This is a genomic window from Pseudomonas sp. W4I3, assembly GCF_030816195.1.
In the GTDB taxonomy this organism is placed as follows: Bacteria; Pseudomonadota; Gammaproteobacteria; order Pseudomonadales; family Pseudomonadaceae; genus Aquipseudomonas.
The window spans coordinates 5,618,688-5,636,060 of the sequence record NZ_JAUSXS010000001.1; the positions used below are offsets into that span (position 1 = coordinate 5,618,688).

A 17,373-nucleotide genomic window follows, 5' to 3' on the forward strand; every position below is an offset into this window, starting at 1 on the left:
AGGAAGCGCGTAGATGGACGATACAACCGGCAACGAGCCGCTGCGTAATGACTTTTCCGATTTCAGTACCGACATGTTTCACGCAATCATGGAATTGGTCAGCGATGGGATATGGGACTGGAATGCCAACACCGGGTTCGTCTACCGCAATCCCGGCTGGTACGAGATGCTGGGCTATCCGCGCCACTCCCTGGAAAACAGCGTATTCACCTGGGAAAACCTGATCCACCCTGAAGATTACCCGCGCGTGATGACCGGGTTCGATGACTATATCTGCCAACGCGCCCCCCATTACCGCGCCGAATATCGCTGTAAGAAACACGACGGCACCTACCTCTGGATCGAGGACCGTGGCTACATCATTGCGCGCAATCCCGACAACTCGGTAGCTCGCATGGTGGGCGCGCATCGCGATATCCATACACGCAAATGTTCAATGGAGCGCCTTGAAAAGCGTAACCGGTCGCTGGAGGCCCTGGTGGTCGAGCGCACCCTTGAATTGTCACGCGTCAATCAGCAACTGCAATTGCAACTGGACGAAAACCGCTCCCTGGCCGAACGGGACGCTCTGACGCGCATCGCCAACCGTTATCGCCTGGAACAGGTTTTGCTGCAGCAGTGCGAGCGCGCCGAGCGCTTTCGCTTGCCACTGGCGCTGGTGGCTATGGATATCGATGACTTCAAGCCGATCAATGACCAGCACGGCCATGCCGTAGGGGACCAGACGCTGATACAGGTAGTAGAAGGCCTGGAAGCCTGCGTACGGGCCGGTGACCTGCTGGCCCGCTGGGGCGGCGATGAGTTCATGCTGGTATTGCCCAACAGTACTGTGGAGGCGGCAAAGGAGCTGGCTGAAAGGGTGCGCGCTAAAATTCAGGAAATGCCCGCCGTCGGTGGTTCCAGGATAACCCTGAGCCTGGGCGTGGTGGAACGGCGGGCGGGCGAGACACCGGCAGCCCTGATGGCACGAGCCGATCAGGCGCTATATCGGTCCAAGGCGGCCGGGAAAAATGGAGTGTCGGAATAACTAACCGGTAGTCACCTTGCCAGTGACGGTCGGCGCGTACTTGAGCCTGGCAACCCGAGCGCACATCCCGACTTTTAATAATGATGCGGCGACTTTATTTCGTTTGCGGCAAGGGCGCTCGCGCGGCTTAGATAAAACCCAGCCCATCACTGCCGAGTCAACGATTCATGAGCCGCGAAACGATCAGCCAATCGATCTCCATCGTCCACCCCATCAGCCTCAGCCACGGTAAAAACGCCGAAGTCTGGGACACCGAGGGTAAGCGCTATATCGATTTTGTCGGCGGTATCGGCGTACTCAACCTCGGCCACTGCCACCCCGCCGTCGTGAACGCGATTCGCGAGCAGGCGACCAGGCTCACCCATTATGCGTTCAACGCCGCGCCGCACATGCCCTACCTCGACTTGATGGAGCGCTTGACCGCGTTTATTCCGGTGAGCTACCCGGTCAGCGGTATGCTCACCAACAGCGGCGCCGAGGCGGCAGAAAACGCCTTGAAGATTGTGCGCGGTGCCACCGGCCGCACGGCGGTGATCGCTTTTGACGGAGCCTTTCATGGGCGTACCCTGGCCACCCTCAACCTCAATGGCAAGGTCGCGCCCTACAAGCAAAAGGTCGGCGCACTGCCAGGCCCCGTGTATCACCTGCCCTATCCCAGCGCCGATAATGGTGTCACCTGTGCCGAAGCACTGAGGGCCATGGACCGCCTGTTCAGCGTGGAAATCGACGTCAACGATGTCGCCTGTTTCATCATTGAACCGGTACAGGGCGAAGGTGGGTTCCTCGCCCTGGATATCGAGTTCGCCCAGGCCCTGCGACGCTTTTGTGACGAGCACGACATCCTCTTGATTGCCGACGAAATCCAGTCCGGTTTCGGTCGCACCGGCCAACGATTTGCCTTCTCGCGCCTGGGCATCGAACCCGACCTGATCCTGCTCGGCAAAAGCATCGCCGGCGGCGTGCCGCTGGGGGCGGTGGTGGGTCGCAAGGCACTGATGGACAACCTGCCCAAAGGTGGCCTGGGCGGTACCTATTCCGGCAACCCCATCGCCTGCGCCGCCGCCCTGGCGACCCTTGAAGTCATGACCGATGAACACCTGCAGGCATGGGGCTCTCGGCAGGAAGAGGCGATCGTCGGACGTTATCAGGCGTGGCGCGCGCAGCACCTGTCGCCCTATCTGGGCCGCCTGACCGGTGTCGGTGCCATGCGCGGCATTGAACTGGCGCATGCCGATGGCACGCCCGCCGCCAAGCAACTGACCCAACTGCTGAGCCTGGCGCGCGCTGCCGGCCTGCTGCTGATGCCCAGCGGCAAGTCGCGGCATATCATCCGCTTGCTGGCCCCGCTGACCATCGAGCCGGCCGTGCTGGAGGAAGGGCTGGACACGCTCCAAGCGTGCCTTGAGCAACTGGACTAGACGCGTGCCTTCGCTTAGCCCTCTGACGGGGTGCCTTGACCTGACTCCCCTGCCCCCTGAAAATGCCCGACGCTTTTTTGTCTCTCCCGTTTACTGAAGTAGTGAAATTTCAATGTCCGATTCGTACACCGCTGAATCCGCCGAAGCCTCCGTAGTCGCCTTGCACGCCAAAGCCGAGTACGAAAACGCCATCCATCTTTCACAGCATGTGCCAGCGGCCAAGATCATCAGCGAAATGGTGCTGGACGCGTTTCACACCTCCAAGGAAAGCGACCAGATCCGCGAGTTGCGCATGGCTATCCGTCAGGCCCATGACACCTTCGACGACGACAAAGCCTACGACCTGATGGGCCAGCTCAAGCAATTGAAGGACGCCGAAGCCGCCGATAACGCCGCCCTGGAAGACCTGAGCAGCAAGTTCTCCATCAGCCGCATCCTGTCCAGCTTCAAGGACGACCCCGACTTCCAGGAGCTGGTCTACGGCCTGGCCCTCAAGGTGCTGAACCAGTCGCACCAGGCTATCAGCAACCCAAGCGCCGGCAAGGGCAAGGCCGCACGCGCCAAGAAAGAAGCCGAAGTGTTTGTGATCAGCAAGGACGGCGCCAGCGTCACCCTGCCGCTGCGCACACCGCGTTCCAAACTCAACGTCGACCGTGAAGCGTTCGAGTTCCTGGGGTTCAGCTTTGTGGGCGAGGGCGATGAGGCCGAGCTGGAAGTGGAGAGCTTTGTGGATAATGCGGGTACCGAACAGCCTTTGAGCCGCAAGAGCGTGATCACGGCGCTGCAACAGCAGACTGCGTTTGACGGGTACAGCATCACCCAGCAGTAAAGCATTGCTGGCACCACGTGGGAGCACACCCGCTCCCACGTCAGTGTCTAGGTTGCTTCAGCCAACGCGATGGACCTGCGCCGCAAAAGCCTCGCGAAAGCGCTCCATCTCCTGCCGGTTACCCACCGTCACCCGCACCCACTGCGGCCAATTCTTCCATACCCGCCCTACCAGCACATGTTGTTCAGCCAGCCGCTCGACCAGCTGTTGCGCCGGTTGCCTGACGTCGATCATGAAGCAGTTGCTGTGGGAAACCGTGCAGGCAAACCCCTGCCCCTTCAGCCAGGCAAGGGTCTCATCACGCACGCTGGCATTGAGCGCTTTGCGTTGGCCCAGCAGCTTCACGTCCTCCAGGCTGGCATGTGCGCCGAGCAAGCTGGCACCCGCCGGTACGTTGTCGCCGCCAAACACCGCGAGGCGTTCCAACAGCGCAGGATGGCCGATGGCCAAACCGATGCGCGCACCGGCCATGCCGTAGATTTTCGAGAACGTGCGCAGTACCAGCAGGTCGTCGTGATCGTTGATCCAGCTCACGCAGCTTTGGGCATCGCAGAAGTCGATATAGGCCTCGTCCACCACCAGCACGCTGCCTTTGGGTTTGTTCGCCAGCGCCTGGCGGATCGCCTCGGTGGGGGTCAGGGTGCCGGTCGGGTTGTTGGGGTTGCACAGGTACAGCATGCCGGCCTGGGGATCCGCTGCGAGCATGGCCGGCACATCATGGGCATGCTGGGCATCGAGGTCGACTTCGTGCACCGGTGCCTTGTTCGACTCCGCCGCCTGACGCGGAACTTCATAGGATGGCGTGGCCATCACCAGACCACGGGTTGGACCGGTGAATGCCAGCACGGCATAGCGCAGAGCGGCCATGGAGCCGGCGAACACTGCAACGTTGTCCTCGCTGACGCCTTGCTGCAGGGCAAACAGCGCAGCCAACGCGTACATGTGCGGGTAGGGATAACGCCCCGATGCCGGGTTACCTAGCTGCATGGCCTCGAGCGCCGCTTTCGACGGCCCATAAGGGCTTTCATTGTAATTGAGCAGTACGTAGTCAGAAGCCGCCGGCGCAGGGCTTGCGAGCGCCCAATCGAGATGCCCAAGCACAGGCAAGGCCGCACCCAGTGCGAGAACGGACCGACGACTGACGCTGACCATGGTGACTACTCCTTGTAGGCGGACGGGAATTCGTACGAGTCGTACAGAGGAGTATGACGAGGAATATGTCGCCCGATTTAGCACTACCTGGTTAACCGAGCCAACGCCGCCGACCGCGCCTGACCTGCCGGAACGATGCACTCAGCGCTTTATTGTCGAGGATCACGCATGTAACACTCGTTGCCAGGAAGCCGAAAATACGCCACGGCAAGCTCTAGGCTGCTGGTCTCGCGCGGCAATGGACGATCATGACAAGAAGGAACGGGTGAGCACGTGATGCACAGACGGGAAAAAACCGAGCACCTGAAGAGCAACATCAGGTACTTGATCAAAAGTCGCGGCGAAACCCAGCTTTCGTTAAGCAGCGCCGCCGGGCTGACCAGGACCACCATCTACAACATCCTGGAAGGCAAGGTCGCCAACGTACAGCAGTCGACCATTCGCAAGATCTCCGACTTCTTCGGGGTCTCCTATGAAGAAATCGAGACCATCAATTTCGAAGCCAAGGAAATCATCGAGAGCAACGTGTCCCCCTTGGGCAACATGAACCCGGCAGCGGTGCCGGTGCTCAAGGAAAGCCTGCTCATGCAGAACCTGGGCAAGCGCATCGGCGAACTGTCCACGCTGTTCCCGCTGACTTACTACTTCGGCCTGTCCTGCAATTTGATCGGCGTGCTGCTGGAGCACGCAATTCCCGGCATCAACGAGCCGGGGGATCTGCTGATCGTGCAAAAAGGCGCGTCCAGTGACGACAAGGAAAAGCTGATGTACGACCGCGCCACCAAGAAGCTGTTCATCAGCCTCGAACCCTGCGCGAATTCAGAACGTTTATGTGTCATCGGCGATATTTTCGAGGAACGCTTCAATGACCACGGCTGAAGTGAGCGCTGAAAACAGTAAATACAAGCTGCTGGGCTTTGAGAATGACAAACGTCTGGCCGTGGTCATGGTGATCGCCACCGGCAAGGTCATCAAGATCAAGCTCAGTGAAGTGCTCAACAGCGAGATGATGGACAACTTCAACAAGCTGGAAATCAAGAACCTCTACAAGAAGTTCTACTCTCAGGCCGGCACACTCACCGCTTACGACATGAACGACCGCAATGAAAACTCGTGGATGATCTACATCATCCTGAACCTGTTGCTGTTCACGTTCTATATCTTCACCAGCATCGCCGCGACCAAACCGATTTACCTGGAATCGATGGGCATCATCGTCACGCCGGGCACGTTCCTGTACCCGTTGACCTTCCTGATCGTGGACCTGCTGAACGAGAACTTCGGGCTGCGCCTGGCCCGCCGGGCGATTCTGTTTGCGTTTGCCAGTAACGCGATGATCATCATCCTGCTCTATGGCTCGACCTTCCTGCCGGGGTTGCCGGGCTGGAAACTCGATGGACCTTACAACGACGTGATCCTGCAAGTGTCGTCGGTGCTGATCGCCTCTTCGGTGTCGTTCCTGGTGTCGGAGAACATCAATTCCTACCTGCTGTGCAAAATCAAGGAACTGACCAACTCCCGATACCTGTACCTGCGGATTTTCCTCAGTACGTTCTTTGCGGTCATCATCGACAGCTTCCTGTTCTGCTTTATTGCCTTCTACGGCGTCATGCAGACCAGCGACCTGCTGAGCATGATCTATGTCCAGATCGCGATCAAAGTCGGTTTTGCGTTCTTCAATATCCTGCCCGCCTATGGGGCGCGTTCGTTGTTCAAACGCTATCTGACCAGTGCCAGCGCATGAAACCATTGGCTAGCGGATAACCTTGTGGGAGGGGGCTTGCCCCCGATGGCGGTGTGTCAGCCGAACATGCATTCACAGGCACGGCCTCATCGGGAGCAAGCCCCCTCCCACATTTGGACCTCACTATTTCAGCTGCAGCTTATGCTTGAGGCTCTGCATCACATCCGCCTTGTTCTGCAGGTAATCATTCAAGCCCCGGGCGCGCAGGTTGCACGCGTCACATTCGCCACAGCCGGTGCCGATGATGCCGTTGTAGCAGGTCAGTGTCTGCTCGCGCACCAGCTCCAGTTGCCCGTGGTAATCGGCCAGGGCCCAGGTTTCGGCCTTGTTCAGCCACATCAGCGGGGTGTCGAGACGCACGTCATATTCCATGCCCAGCTTGAGGGCCTGGTTGAGCGCTTTGACGAACTCGTCTCGGCAATCCGGGTAGCCCGAAAAGTCGGTTTCGCAGACGCCGGTGATCACGGTCTCAGCCTTCACTTGATAGGCGTAGATCGCAGCCAGGGTCAGAAACAGGATATTGCGCCCCGGCACGAAGGTGCTCGGCAGGCTCTCACCTGAGCTGTTCACGGTCGGCACGGGGATGTTGTCACGGGTGAGGCTGCTGATCGCCAGCTCATTGAGCAGGGACACATCCATCACTTTGTGCACGGTGGCGCCCAGCTGTTTGGCCAGCTTTTGGGCCACTTCGATTTCCGCCACATGCCGCTGACCATAATCGAAGGTGATGCAGTGCACTTCGTCATACAGCTTCAGCGCCTGGATCAGGCAGGTGGTCGAATCCTGCCCGCCACTGAACACCATCACGGCTTTTTTACTCATTGCATGGCTTCCCGCATTCGTGGAATTAAGTAGGAGCGAGCTTGCTCGCGAAAAACGTCAACGATAACGCAGCGCATCCGGTTTGACACAGCGGTCAATAAAAAACCCCGCGCATCTTCCGAAGGCGGGGTTTTTCACTGCAAGACCACTCAGTGGGCGTAGGTCAGCAACAGCTCTTTCGGCACTTGGAAATCCAGGGACATCATCACGCTGAGCGCGGTGATGGTGAAGATCGAGAACACGAACAGCTTGCGCGCCCAGACGGTGTCATCCACCGCCTTGTAGCCGGTCCAGGCCATGTACAACCAGTACATGCCCATGGCCGCGGCGACGGCGAGGTAGCTCATGCCGGCGTAGCCACTGAAGGTCAACATCAAGGTCGCCACGAGGAAGGCCAGGATGTAGAGCAGGATGTGTTTCTTGGCTACCTGAATGCCACGCTTGACCGGCAGAACCGGAATCGACGCAGCCAGGTAGTCATTGAAGCGGAAAATCGCGATGGCGTAGGAATGCGGCATCTGCCACAGGCTGAACATCACCAGCAGCACCAGCGCGGCCATGTCGAAGCTATTGGTTACAGCCACATAACCAATCACCGGAGGCATCGCCCCCGACAGACTGCCCACGAGCGTGCCGTGCACCGACTTGCGCTTGAGGTAAAGGCTGTAGAGGCCGACGTAGATGACAAAACCGATCACGGCAAACAGCGCCGCCAGCGGGTTGGCCACCTTGTACAACAACACCACGCCGGCAACACCCAGGACGGTCGCGAAGATCAGTGCCAGTTTCAGGGAGATAAGGCCCTGGACCAGCACACGATTCTTGGTGCGCTCCATCTTGATGTCGATGTCACGGTCGATGCAGTTGTTGAACACGCAACCGGAAGCAACCACCAGGGACGTACCGATCATCGCAGCCAGGAAGATGGCCAGATCGACATGTCCCTTGGAGGCCAGGAAGAAACCGCCCGCCACAGAAAGCACGTTACCGAAAATGATCCCCGGTTTGGTGATTTGGATAAAGTGCTTAAGCGACATCGGGTTTTACCTCACTTCGCCATCATGAACGTATGGATGCTGAACATGATCCAGATCGACAAGCCAACCAGCAGCAGGATTACCAAGCCTGCGAACACGAACGCAATCACGTTATCGCGCTGCTCTTTGGAGCGATCCAAATGCAGGAAGTACACCAGGTGAACCAGCACCTGAATCACCGCGAACGCCAGTACGATCATCAAGGTGATCGACTTCGGCAGGGTCGGGTACATCACCAGACCGAACGGGATGAGCGTCAGGATTACCGACAGGATGAAGCCGATAGCGTACGACTTAACGCTGCCGTGGCTCGCATCATGGCTGTCATGGTCATGGGAGTGTGCATTAGCCATTACAGGGTCCCCATCAGGTAAACAACGGTGAAGACGCAGATCCAGACCACGTCCAGGAAGTGCCAGAACAGGCTCAGGCAGCTCAGGCGAGTCTTGTTGGTGTTGGTCAGGCCGTGCTTATTGACCTGATACATCATCACCGCCATCCACAGCAGGCCAGCCGTTACGTGCAGACCGTGGGTACCTACCAGCGTGAAGAACGCGGACAGGAAGCCGGAACGGTGCGGGCCGTAGCCTTCGGAGATCAACAGGTGGAACTCGTTGATCTCCATGCCGATGAAGCCCAGGCCGAACAGGAAGGTCAGTGCCAACCAGCTCAGTACGCCTTTCTTGTTGCCCTTGTAGAAGGCCAACATGGCGAAGCCGTAGGTGATCGAACTGAACAACAGCAAGGCGGTTTCGCCGAGCACGTAAGGCAGTTCGAAGATGTCGTGGCCCGACGGGCCACCCGCTACGTTGTTTACCAGTACCGCGTACACCGCGAAGATCGACGCAAACAAGATGCAGTCGGTCATCAGGTAGAGCCAGAAACCGAAAACGGTCATCGGCCCCGAGTCGTGGTGATGGTCATCGTGCCCATGGTCATCGACATGGGCGTGTCCAGCATTGGTCACTAAGTTCGACATGGTTTAAGCCTGTTCCAACGAGGTTTCTACACGGTTGGCCGGGATTTTCTTCTCGGCGACCAGGCGAGCGTGCTGCTCGGCTTCGATGCGTTCGATCGTTTCGACCGGCACCATGTAGCCTTGATCATCACGTGCGGCGTGGACGATGAAGTAACCGATGGTACCCACCAGGCCCACGATCGCCAGCCACCAGATGTGCCAGATCATCGCGAAACCGAACACGGTCAACAGCGCACCCATCACCACGCCAGTGGCGGTGTTGTTTGGCATGTGGATCGGCTCGTAATGCTTGGGACGCTGGTACGCAGTACCGTCTTCCTTGGCTTCGGTGAACGCATCGATGGTGTTCGCAGTAGGGATCACGGCGAAGTTGTAGAACGGCGGTGGCGACGAGGTCGACCATTCCAGGGTGTGGCCATTCCATGGGTCACCGGAGTCGCAAGCGTTCTGCTTACGGTCACGGATGCTCACGTACAGCTGGATCAACTGGCAGGCGATACCGGCAGCGATCATCAGCGCACCGAACATGGCGACGTACAGGTACGGTACCCACTCAGGGTTGGTCGTAGCGTTCAGACGACGGGTCATGCCCATGAAGCCCAGAGCATAGAGCGGCATGAACGCGACGAAGAAGCCCGAGATCCAGAACCAGAATGCAGCCTTGCCCCAACCTTCGTGCAGCTTGAAGCCGAACGCTTTCGGGAAGTAGAAGCTGAAACCAGCGATGTAACCGAATACCGCACCACCGATGATCACGTTGTGGAAGTGAGCGATCACGAACAGGCTGTTGTGCAGTACGAAGTCAGCACCCGGGATGGCCAGCAGTACGCCGGTCATGCCGCCGATGGCGAAGGTCACCATGAAGCCCAGGGTCCACAGGACCTGGCTGGTCATGCGCAAACGACCGTGGTAGATGGTGAACAGCCAGTTGAATAGCTTCACCCCCGTCGGGATGGAAATCAGCATCGTCGCCAGGCCGAAGAAGGCGTTGACGCTGGCCCCCGAGCCCATGGTGAAGAAGTGGTGCAACCACACCATGAAGCCCAGTACCGAGATTGCGCCCGATGCGTAGACCATCGAGTGGTGACCGAACAGGCGCTTGCCGGTAAAGGTCGAGATCACTTCGGAGAAGATACCGAACGCTGGCAGGATCAGGATGTACACCTCAGGGTGACCCCATGCCCAGAACAGGTTCACGTACATCATTGGATTGCCACCAAGTTCATTGGTGAAAATGTGGAAATCCAGGTAACGGTCAAGCGACAGCAGCGCCATGGTAGCGGCCAGGATCGGGAACGAAGCCACGATCAGCACGTTTGCCCAGGTGCAGGTCCAGGTGAAGATCGGCATGTCCATCAGTTTCATGCCAGGGGCGCGCATCTTGAGGACGGTGGCCAGGAAGTTGACCCCCGTCAATGTCGTCCCGAGTCCTGATAGCTGTAGCGCCCAGATGTAGTAGTCCACACCCACGCCCGGGCTGTATTGCAGGCCCGACAGAGGTGGATACGCAACCCAACCGGTCTTGGCGAACTCGCCGACGCCCAGGGACAGGTTGATCAGTACAACGCCGGATACCAGCAGCCAGAAGCTCAGGGAGTTCAGGAACGGGTAGGCAACGTCACGGGCACCGATCTGCAGCGGCAAGGCAAGGTTCATCAAGCCGGTGAAGAATGGCATCGCCATGAAGATGATCATGATCACACCGTGGGCGGTGAAGATCTGGTCATAGTGTTCAGGCGGCAGGTAGCCAGGCGAACCCTCGGTGGCCATGGCCAGCTGGGTACGCATCATGATGGCGTCGGCAAAACCACGCAGCAGCATGACCATGGCAACGATGACGTACATGACACCGATTTTCTTGTGGTCGACAGACGTCAACCACTCGGTCCACAGGTAGGTCCACTTTTTGAAATACGTAATGGCTGCAAACAGCGCCAGACCACCCAGCGCGATCATGGCGATGGTCACCATTACGATCGGCTCGTGGAATGGGACCGCGTCCCAACTTAATTTACCAAACATCGTTTACTCCTCTGCCCCAGCAGTTGAATGCGAGCCCGTGTCAGAACCTTCAACCGCGGCCACTTCTTTCTTCTCGTGCTTGACCGGCTTGCCTGGCTTCATACCTTCGTACTTGTCGACGATTTTCTGAAACAGGTTCGGCTCGTACGTGGAGTACAGGGCGACTGGGTTGTTCTGGCTTGGTTTGGTCAGGGCGTCGTATTCAGCTTGATCAAGCTGTTTAGGTGCGGCCTTGACTTCGGCTACCCAGGCGTTGAAATCTTCCTGGCTCGTCGAGATCGCTTTGAATTTCATGCCGGTGAAGCCAGCGCCGCTGTAGTTCGCGGAGATGCCTTCCATTACAGCTTTTTCGTTGGCAATCAGGTGCAGGCGAGTCTGCATGCCTGCCATCGCGTAGATCTGACCGCCCAGGGCTGGGATGAAGAACGAGTTCATCACGGCGTCGGAGGTGATCCGGAAATTAAGCGGAGTGTTCTCTGGGAACTGGATTTCGTTGACGGTGGCGATACCCAGGTCCGGGTAGATGAACAGCCACTTCCAGTCCAGCGCGACCACTTCGATGTTGATCGGCTTGACGTCGGATTCCAGCGGACGGTACGGGTCCAGCTCGTGGGTCGACTTGTAGGTGATGTAACCCAGGGCGATGATGATGAGGATCGGCACCAGCCACACTGCGATTTCAATCTTGGTGGAGTGCGACCACTTCGGCGCGTAGGTCGCGCTGGTGTTCGACGCGCGGTATTTCCAGGCGAAGGCGAAGGTCATGATAATCACAGGCACCACGACCAACAGCATCAGCAGGGTGGCGGTGATGATCAGGTTTCGTTGATCCAGACCGATCTGTCCTTTCGGGTCCATCAAGGTCCACTTGCAGCCTCCCAGCATTAACATCATGCCAAGCAGCGGCAAAAAGCCTAGTAATCGGGGGTACCTGTTTTTACTCATCTCACGACCTCTAAAGCAGCTTGCGCAATGCAGTTGGGTTTTGATCGCCAACACTTCACCCTGCCAAGGGTTGGCATTTCTCTTCGATTGAATAAGAGCCTGCCCGTCACGTCATAGCTGTACGTTTCACGGACCTGCGGTGAGTTCTTATTCGATTTCGTGGCTAAAGGCCTTGTTACAGACCAATTCCATTTGGTGCGGATAGTTGAAGGCTGCCGGAACCTGGGGTCGCACAGAGCCTTCCATCTGCTCCTCGACCGCTCCAATGCTCAAATATTGAACAGCACCGGACATTCAGTGCGGGCGATTGTAGTTAGCTAGCGATGTATAAACCATGTCTGATAAAGAAATAATTTTTATCGATTACAGCAATAATCCTTCACCATTCCTGCAAGGGTTCGCGACTTTATCGCGTTCAATTCTCAACAAAAACCACAAAAATTGCGCTGCTATTGGGCATATTGCCATCCCCCTTACAGCGTGTAAGGGCATAGCAAACGCAGCGAAGTGCCCATAAAACAAGGCATTTACACAACGCCTGCGTGCTGAAACTCCACGTGCTTGGCGGTGTCTTTCAAGCCACGAAGTGACAGCACAATTTGCACGGTAGATGCAAATTCAGAGGCCGGTTCGGCCGGTCACAAACCGCCTGCGACCGCCTCCGTGTGACAACATGTCGCACACTGCGCGCACCATTCTTTGCCGCTCGTCACGGCTCTTTCACAAATCCCCACACACAAAAACGCCCCGGCCTTCATTCAAGGAGACCGGGGCGTTTTGTTGAACCGGTTCAGACTTTGGGGTGGCGATTGCGATAGATGCACAGCGGCACCAGGATCACCGTCAGCACGAAGGCCACCAAGGCCCATTGCGCCAGGGACAGGCCGAGGATTGGCGGATAGGGTGTGCTGCAGAAGCCGTCAACCTGAAAGCCCAGGGGAAACACTTTGGCCAGGGGCAGGTCATCGACGATCGGCTGCAACACATCGATGCCGCAGCTGACCTGAGGGAAGAACTGGGTGTACACGTGATGACCGGCCGCGGCCACACCGCCCAGGGCGCTGAGGACCACCAGCCCTTCAAAGAACGTGACGGCTCCCTTGGTACGCATCGCGGCACCGATGAACGCAAAGAGCGCAATCAACAGCAAGGCGTAGCGCTGCAGGATGCACAGCGGGCACGGCGCTTCGCCCAGCACCACTTGCATGTAGAGCGCCCCGCCGATCAGCGCCAGGCAGATGATGCCCAGCAACACCAGAAAGCGCCGCTCCCTGCCCAAACGCATTTCGTCACTCATCCCCGTTTCCCCATGCCTGATTATGGTTGTGCCTAATGGCAACAAGTTTACACACAGGCACTCGTTAAAACAGAGAGGGGTTAACAACGGATTAATCAGGCAAATGAAGAACCCAATGTGGGAGGGGGCTTGCTCCCGATAGCGGTGTGTCAGTGACAGACAAGCTGACTGATCCACCGCTATCGGGAGCAAGCCCCCTCCCACACTGGTTCACTGTTGCTGCGAAGAACCTATTCCAGCGACGCAGCCGGGCCGAAGAATTCGTAGCGGCTTTGTTTCTCCGGTACGCCCAAGGCCTTCAGGTGGCGCTTGATCGCAGCCATGAAGCCTTTAGGGCCCAGGAAGTAGGCGTCAATGTCGCGCTGCTCGGGCAGCCAGGCAGCCAGTTGCTCCTGGCTCAGCAGGCCGACCTTGTCCGCCGTCGGGCTCACGCCGTCGTCTTCGGCATAGCAGTAAAACCGTTTGAGCTGCGGGTGCCTGGCCGCCAGGGTGTCCACCCAGTCACGGAACGCATGCACCGAGCCGTTACGCGCACAGTGGATAAAGTGCACGGGGCGCTCGGTGGCCAGTGCCGCTTCCAGCATCGGCAGGGTGGGCGTGATGCCCACACCGCCGCTGATCAGCACCAGCGGCTTATCGCCGGCGGCCAGGGTGAACTCGCCCGAAGGTGTGAACAGGTCAATGGTCGCGCCGACATGCAGTTGGTCATGCAGGTAGTTGGACACTCGCCCACCGGCTTCGCGCTTGACGCTGATGCGGTACAGGCCGCTGTCGCTCAATGCCGACAGGGAATAGTTGCGGCGTACTTCCTCGCCGTCGAGCACCAGTTTCATGCCGATGTACTGGCCGGGCGCGGCGCGCAGGATCGGGCCGTTATCCACCGGAGCGAAGTAGAACGAGATGATTTCGTCGCTCTCCTCCACGCGCTTGACCAGCAGGAACGGCCGCGCACCGCGCCAGCCGCCGGGCGCCTGGGCTTTTTCATCGTAGATAGCCGCTTCGGCCCCGATCAGGATATCCGACAACTGACCGTACGCCGCGCCCCAGGCACTCATCACCTCTGGGGTGGCAATCTCGCTGCCCAGCACTTCGGAAATCGCGCGCAGCAGGCAGGCACCGACGATCGGGTAGTGTTCCGGCAGGATCTGCAAGGCCACGTGCTTGTTGATGATCTTGGTCACCAGGTCGCCCAACTGGTCCAACTGATCGATGTGCCGCGCATACATCAGCACGCCATTGGCCAGGGCTCGGGGCTGGTCGCCGCTGGCCTGGTGGGCCTGGTTGAACAGTGGGCGAACTTCAGGGTATTCGGACAGCATCATGCGGTAGAAATGGGTGATCAACGCTTCGCCGCCACTTTCCAGCAGGGGCACAGTGGATTTGACGATGGCACGGTCTTGGGCACTCAGCATGGGAGACTCCTGGGTCTTTTAATTCGTTGCCTTTAGATACTCAGTAATCGTGCCAACTAATAAACCCTTTATTTTCAATCAGTTGAACATTATGTAGTCAGTATGACTTCCTACAGTTTATAGTCATAAGGACCACAAGGAGTCATTATGACTGCACAATCGTTGCTCACCACCCTGCTGCCCCTGGTCGCTGACTTGTCTCGGGACCTGCCCGAAGGCGAACGCTATCGACGCCTGCTGCAAGCCATGCGTGCCCTGCTGCCGTGTGATGCCGCCGCCCTGCTGCGCCTGGATGGCGAGTGGCTGGTGCCGTTGGCCGTGGATGGCTTGAGCACCGATACCTTGGGCCGCCGCTTCAAGATCAACGAACACCCGCGTTTCGAGGTGCTGCTGAGCAGCCCCGGCCCCACCCGCTTTGACAGCGACAGCGACTTGCCCGACCCCTATGACGGCCTGGTCGACGGCCTGCACGGGCACCTGGAAGTTCACGATTGCATGGGTTGCCCGTTGTTTATCGACGACCAACCCTGGGGCCTGCTGACCCTGGACGCCCTCGACACCGAACGCTTTGAACGGGTCGAACTCGATGCCCTGCAAGCCTTTGCCAGCCTCGCCGCCGCCACGGTCAACGTCGCCGAGCGCATTGAGCGCTTGGCGCTGCGCGCCGAAGACGAGCACCAGCGTGCGGAGATCTATCGCCAGGCCAGCGGTCAGCAGCACACGCAAATGATCGGCCAGAGCAAGGCGCACAAGCACTTGGTCGAGGAAATCAAACTGGTGGGCGGCAGTGACTTGACCGTGCTGATTACCGGCGAAACCGGCGTCGGCAAGGAGTTGGTTGCCCAGGCGATCCACGCCGCGTCGTCGCGAGCCGACAAACCCATGATCAGCCTCAACTGCGCCGCGCTGCCCGAAACGCTGGTGGAAAGCGAGCTGTTCGGCCATGTGCGCGGCGCCTTCACCGGCGCGCTGAATGAGCGCCGGGGCAAGTTCGAACTGGCCAATGGCGGTACGTTATTCCTGGATGAGGTGGGCGAGTTGTCGCTGACCGTGCAGGCCAAACTGCTGCGTGTCCTGCAAAGCGGCCAGTTGCAGCGCCTGGGGTCGGACAAGGAGCATCAGGTGGATGTGCGCCTGATTGCCGCTACCAATCGCGACCTCGCCGAAGAAGTACGTAATGGCCGCTACCGCGCCGACTTCTACCACCGGTTGAGCGTCTACCCACTGCGGGTACCAGCGCTGCGTGAACGTGGGCGCGATGTGCTGCTGCTGGCCGGCTTTTTTCTGGAACAGAACCGTTCACGCATGGGCCTGGGCAGTCTGCGCCTGACGGGCGATGCCCAGGCGGCGCTGCTGGCCTACGACTGGCCGGGCAATGTGCGCGAGCTCGAACATTTGATCGGACGCAGCGCGCTCAAAGCCCTGGGCCATAGCCGCGAGCGGCCGAAGATCCTCAGCCTGAGCGCTGCGGATCTGGACCTGCCTGCTGTCAGCACCTCAACCCTCGAAGCACCGGCCGCCGCAGTGCCCGCCGCGACTGGCGACCTGCGCCAGGCCACCGAGCAGTACCAGCGCCAGATCATCGACGCGTGCCTTGCGCGCCATCAACACAACTGGGCCAGTGCCGCCCGCGAACTGGGGCTGGACCGCGCCAACCTGGGCCGAATGGCCAAGCGCCTTGGAATGAAATAACCAGTGTGGGAGGGGGCTTGCCCCCTCCCACATTTAGACTGTCTTCGCCTTGAAGACCGGGCTCATAACCTTCGGTTTGCGAAACACCAGCACATTACCCAACATCACCAGCACCAACCCCGCCAGCGCTGGTGCGGTCCACTGATACCCCTCGGCAAAGGCTGATACGTTCAGCGCCACCACCGGGAACAACACGGTGCAATACGCTGCGCGCTCCGGCCCCATGCGCCCGACCAGCGTCAGGTAGGCGGTAAAGCCAATCACCGAGCCTGGTATCACCAAGTACCCCAGGGCGCCAAGGTAGCGTGCGCTCCAGTCCATCTCGAACGGAATACCGCGCACGGCGCAATAGGCCGCCAGCATCGCTGCACCATAGCCCATGCCCCAGGCGTTGGTGGTCAAAGGCCGCAGACCGGCTTTCTGCTGCAGGCTGGACAGCATATTGCCCGCCGAAAAACACATCGTGCCCAGCAACGCCAAGCCCAGGCCGAGCAGGGTTTGCGGGCTGGCGGCGTGCCCCGCCAACTCGGGCCAGAACAGAAAGCCCAGGCCGAGCAAGCCAAGGCCGCCGCCCATTAACACATTGCGCGCGACCCGCTGGCCGAAAAACACGCGGGCGTTCAGCGCGTTCCACAAGGTTGCCGTGGAAAACACCACCGCCACCAGCCCGCTGGGGATCCATTGGCTGGCGGTGAGAAAACACATGAAGTTGACGCAAAACAGGCACAGGCCCTGGGCCAGGCAGATCAGGTGACCGCGCCGGTTCATCACCTGCAGCCGGCGGCTGAGCAGCAACAACACGAACAGCACCAGGGCCGCCAGGGCGAAGCGATAGACGATCGACACGGGAATCGCCACCACGCCCAACTGCCATTTGAGTGCGATCCAGGTGGTGCCCCAGATCAGCACGGTGAGTAAATACAGGAAAAGGTTCATAACAGGCTCCGGTGATAGAGCCACAGTGTCGCCCTCATCGCGCGCGGATCTCTTGCACATT

General features: G+C 58.9%; 16 protein-coding genes. 6 read left to right on the forward strand and 10 right to left on the reverse strand.

Annotation, left to right across the window (positions count from 1 at the left end):
• Positions 1-13: 13 nt before the first annotated feature.
• The 3 genes from QF045_RS25595 to QF045_RS25605 all read left to right on the forward strand — a co-directional run bounded on the left by QF045_RS25595 (position 14) and on the right by QF045_RS25605 (position 3,274).
• Positions 14-1,027 (forward strand): diguanylate cyclase domain-containing protein, encoded by a 1,014-nt coding sequence (locus QF045_RS25595; protein ID WP_306494554.1) that lies wholly within the window; start codon positions 14-16, stop codon positions 1,025-1,027.
• A 167-nt stretch (positions 1,028-1,194) separates the two neighbouring features.
• Positions 1,195-2,445, forward strand: a complete 1,251-nt coding sequence (locus QF045_RS25600) for an aspartate aminotransferase family protein (RefSeq protein WP_306494555.1) — start codon at positions 1,195-1,197, stop codon at positions 2,443-2,445.
• Between the two features lie 112 nt (positions 2,446-2,557).
• The gene (locus tag QF045_RS25605) at positions 2,558-3,274 is read left to right on the forward strand and encodes a hypothetical protein (RefSeq protein WP_306494556.1); all 717 of its coding nucleotides are present in this window, start codon (positions 2,558-2,560) and stop codon (positions 3,272-3,274) included.
• 57 nt (positions 3,275-3,331) lie between these two features.
• Here QF045_RS25605 and QF045_RS25610 read toward each other — a convergent pair whose 3' ends face one another.
• Positions 3,332-4,426, reverse strand: coding sequence for a pyridoxal phosphate-dependent aminotransferase (locus QF045_RS25610; RefSeq protein WP_306494557.1), 1,095 nt, complete (start codon positions 4,424-4,426; stop codon positions 3,332-3,334).
• A gap of 276 nt (positions 4,427-4,702) precedes the next feature.
• Here QF045_RS25610 and QF045_RS25615 point away from each other — a divergent pair, with 276 nt between their 5' ends.
• Both QF045_RS25615 and QF045_RS25620 read left to right on the forward strand, forming a co-directional pair.
• On the forward strand, positions 4,703-5,305 hold the full coding sequence (locus QF045_RS25615) for a helix-turn-helix transcriptional regulator (protein ID WP_306494558.1): 603 nt from the start codon (positions 4,703-4,705) through the stop codon (positions 5,303-5,305).
• A complete protein-coding gene (locus QF045_RS25620) occupies positions 5,292-6,170 on the forward strand; it encodes a queuosine precursor transporter (protein WP_306494559.1) in 879 nt (292 codons plus the stop codon). The genes QF045_RS25615 and QF045_RS25620 overlap by 14 nt, the downstream gene beginning before the upstream one ends.
• A gap of 123 nt (positions 6,171-6,293) precedes the next feature.
• Here QF045_RS25620 and queC read toward each other — a convergent pair whose 3' ends face one another.
• From queC to hmpA, 8 genes are all read right to left on the reverse strand, one after another.
• A complete protein-coding gene (gene queC / locus QF045_RS25625; protein ID WP_306494560.1) occupies positions 6,294-6,992 on the reverse strand; it encodes a 7-cyano-7-deazaguanine synthase QueC in 699 nt (232 codons plus the stop codon).
• 149 nt (positions 6,993-7,141) lie between these two features.
• Positions 7,142-8,029: a heme o synthase gene (gene cyoE, locus QF045_RS25630; protein WP_003176002.1), complete on the reverse strand. Its 888-nt coding sequence runs from the start codon at positions 8,027-8,029 to the stop codon at positions 7,142-7,144.
• An 11-nt stretch (positions 8,030-8,040) separates the two neighbouring features.
• Positions 8,041-8,382 carry a cytochrome o ubiquinol oxidase subunit IV gene (gene cyoD, locus QF045_RS25635; protein WP_010206434.1) on the reverse strand — a complete coding sequence of 114 codons (342 nt, stop codon included), beginning with the start codon at positions 8,380-8,382 and terminating at the stop codon, positions 8,041-8,043.
• Complete coding sequence (locus QF045_RS25640) at positions 8,382-9,008, reverse strand: cytochrome o ubiquinol oxidase subunit III (RefSeq protein WP_010206435.1); 627 nt, start codon at positions 9,006-9,008, stop codon at positions 8,382-8,384. The genes cyoD and QF045_RS25640 overlap by 1 nt, the downstream gene beginning before the upstream one ends.
• A gap of 3 nt (positions 9,009-9,011) precedes the next feature.
• Positions 9,012-11,030, reverse strand: coding sequence for a cytochrome o ubiquinol oxidase subunit I (cyoB, locus tag QF045_RS25645; RefSeq protein ID WP_122720239.1), 2,019 nt, complete (start codon positions 11,028-11,030; stop codon positions 9,012-9,014).
• Between the two features lie 3 nt (positions 11,031-11,033).
• On the reverse strand, positions 11,034-11,975 hold the full coding sequence (gene cyoA, locus QF045_RS25650; RefSeq protein ID WP_306494561.1) for a ubiquinol oxidase subunit II: 942 nt from the start codon (positions 11,973-11,975) through the stop codon (positions 11,034-11,036).
• 790 nt (positions 11,976-12,765) lie between these two features.
• Positions 12,766-13,272 carry a disulfide bond formation protein B gene (locus tag QF045_RS25660; protein WP_306494562.1) on the reverse strand — a complete coding sequence of 169 codons (507 nt, stop codon included), beginning with the start codon at positions 13,270-13,272 and terminating at the stop codon, positions 12,766-12,768.
• A gap of 230 nt (positions 13,273-13,502) precedes the next feature.
• Positions 13,503-14,684, reverse strand: a complete 1,182-nt coding sequence (gene hmpA / locus QF045_RS25665) for an NO-inducible flavohemoprotein (RefSeq protein ID WP_306494563.1) — start codon at positions 14,682-14,684, stop codon at positions 13,503-13,505.
• A 147-nt stretch (positions 14,685-14,831) separates the two neighbouring features.
• Between hmpA and norR the strand changes: the two genes are divergently transcribed.
• Positions 14,832-16,376 (forward strand): nitric oxide reductase transcriptional regulator NorR, encoded by a 1,545-nt coding sequence (gene norR / locus QF045_RS25670; protein WP_306494564.1) that lies wholly within the window; start codon positions 14,832-14,834, stop codon positions 16,374-16,376.
• Positions 16,377-16,409: 33 nt separating this feature from the next.
• Here the strand turns inward: norR and QF045_RS25675 are convergent, their stop codons facing one another.
• Entirely contained in the window at positions 16,410-17,312 is a 903-nt protein-coding gene (locus tag QF045_RS25675) for a DMT family transporter (RefSeq protein WP_306494565.1), read from the reverse strand.
• Positions 17,313-17,373: the final 61 nt, after the last annotated feature.

What these genes read in the sequence shown, in the direction of transcription:
- cyoE (WP_003176002.1), bottom strand. Translation starts at nt 8,029, where the DNA reads ATGTCGCTTAAGCACTTTATCCAAATCACCAAACCGGGGATCATTTTC.
- cyoD (WP_010206434.1), bottom strand. Translation starts at nt 8,382, where the DNA reads ATGGCTAATGCACACTCCCATGACCATGACAGCCATGATGCGAGCCAC.
- hmpA (WP_306494563.1), bottom strand. Translation starts at nt 14,684, where the DNA reads ATGCTGAGTGCCCAAGACCGTGCCATCGTCAAATCCACTGTGCCCCTG.
- QF045_RS25605 (WP_306494556.1), top strand. Translation starts at nt 2,558, where the DNA reads ATGTCCGATTCGTACACCGCTGAATCCGCCGAAGCCTCCGTAGTCGCC.
- queC (WP_306494560.1), bottom strand. Translation starts at nt 6,992, where the DNA reads ATGAGTAAAAAAGCCGTGATGGTGTTCAGTGGCGGGCAGGATTCGACC.
- cyoA (WP_306494561.1), bottom strand. Translation starts at nt 11,975, where the DNA reads ATGAGTAAAAACAGGTACCCCCGATTACTAGGCTTTTTGCCGCTGCTT.
- QF045_RS25610 (WP_306494557.1), bottom strand. Translation starts at nt 4,426, where the DNA reads ATGGTCAGCGTCAGTCGTCGGTCCGTTCTCGCACTGGGTGCGGCCTTG.
- QF045_RS25675 (WP_306494565.1), bottom strand. Translation starts at nt 17,312, where the DNA reads ATGAACCTTTTCCTGTATTTACTCACCGTGCTGATCTGGGGCACCACC.
- cyoB (WP_122720239.1), bottom strand. Translation starts at nt 11,030, where the DNA reads ATGTTTGGTAAATTAAGTTGGGACGCGGTCCCATTCCACGAGCCGATC.
- QF045_RS25660 (WP_306494562.1), bottom strand. Translation starts at nt 13,272, where the DNA reads ATGAGTGACGAAATGCGTTTGGGCAGGGAGCGGCGCTTTCTGGTGTTG.
- norR (WP_306494564.1), top strand. Translation starts at nt 14,832, where the DNA reads ATGACTGCACAATCGTTGCTCACCACCCTGCTGCCCCTGGTCGCTGAC.
- QF045_RS25640 (WP_010206435.1), bottom strand. Translation starts at nt 9,008, where the DNA reads ATGTCGAACTTAGTGACCAATGCTGGACACGCCCATGTCGATGACCAT.
- QF045_RS25595 (WP_306494554.1), top strand. Translation starts at nt 14, where the DNA reads ATGGACGATACAACCGGCAACGAGCCGCTGCGTAATGACTTTTCCGAT.
- QF045_RS25620 (WP_306494559.1), top strand. Translation starts at nt 5,292, where the DNA reads ATGACCACGGCTGAAGTGAGCGCTGAAAACAGTAAATACAAGCTGCTG.
- QF045_RS25600 (WP_306494555.1), top strand. Translation starts at nt 1,195, where the DNA reads ATGAGCCGCGAAACGATCAGCCAATCGATCTCCATCGTCCACCCCATC.
- QF045_RS25615 (WP_306494558.1), top strand. Translation starts at nt 4,703, where the DNA reads ATGCACAGACGGGAAAAAACCGAGCACCTGAAGAGCAACATCAGGTAC.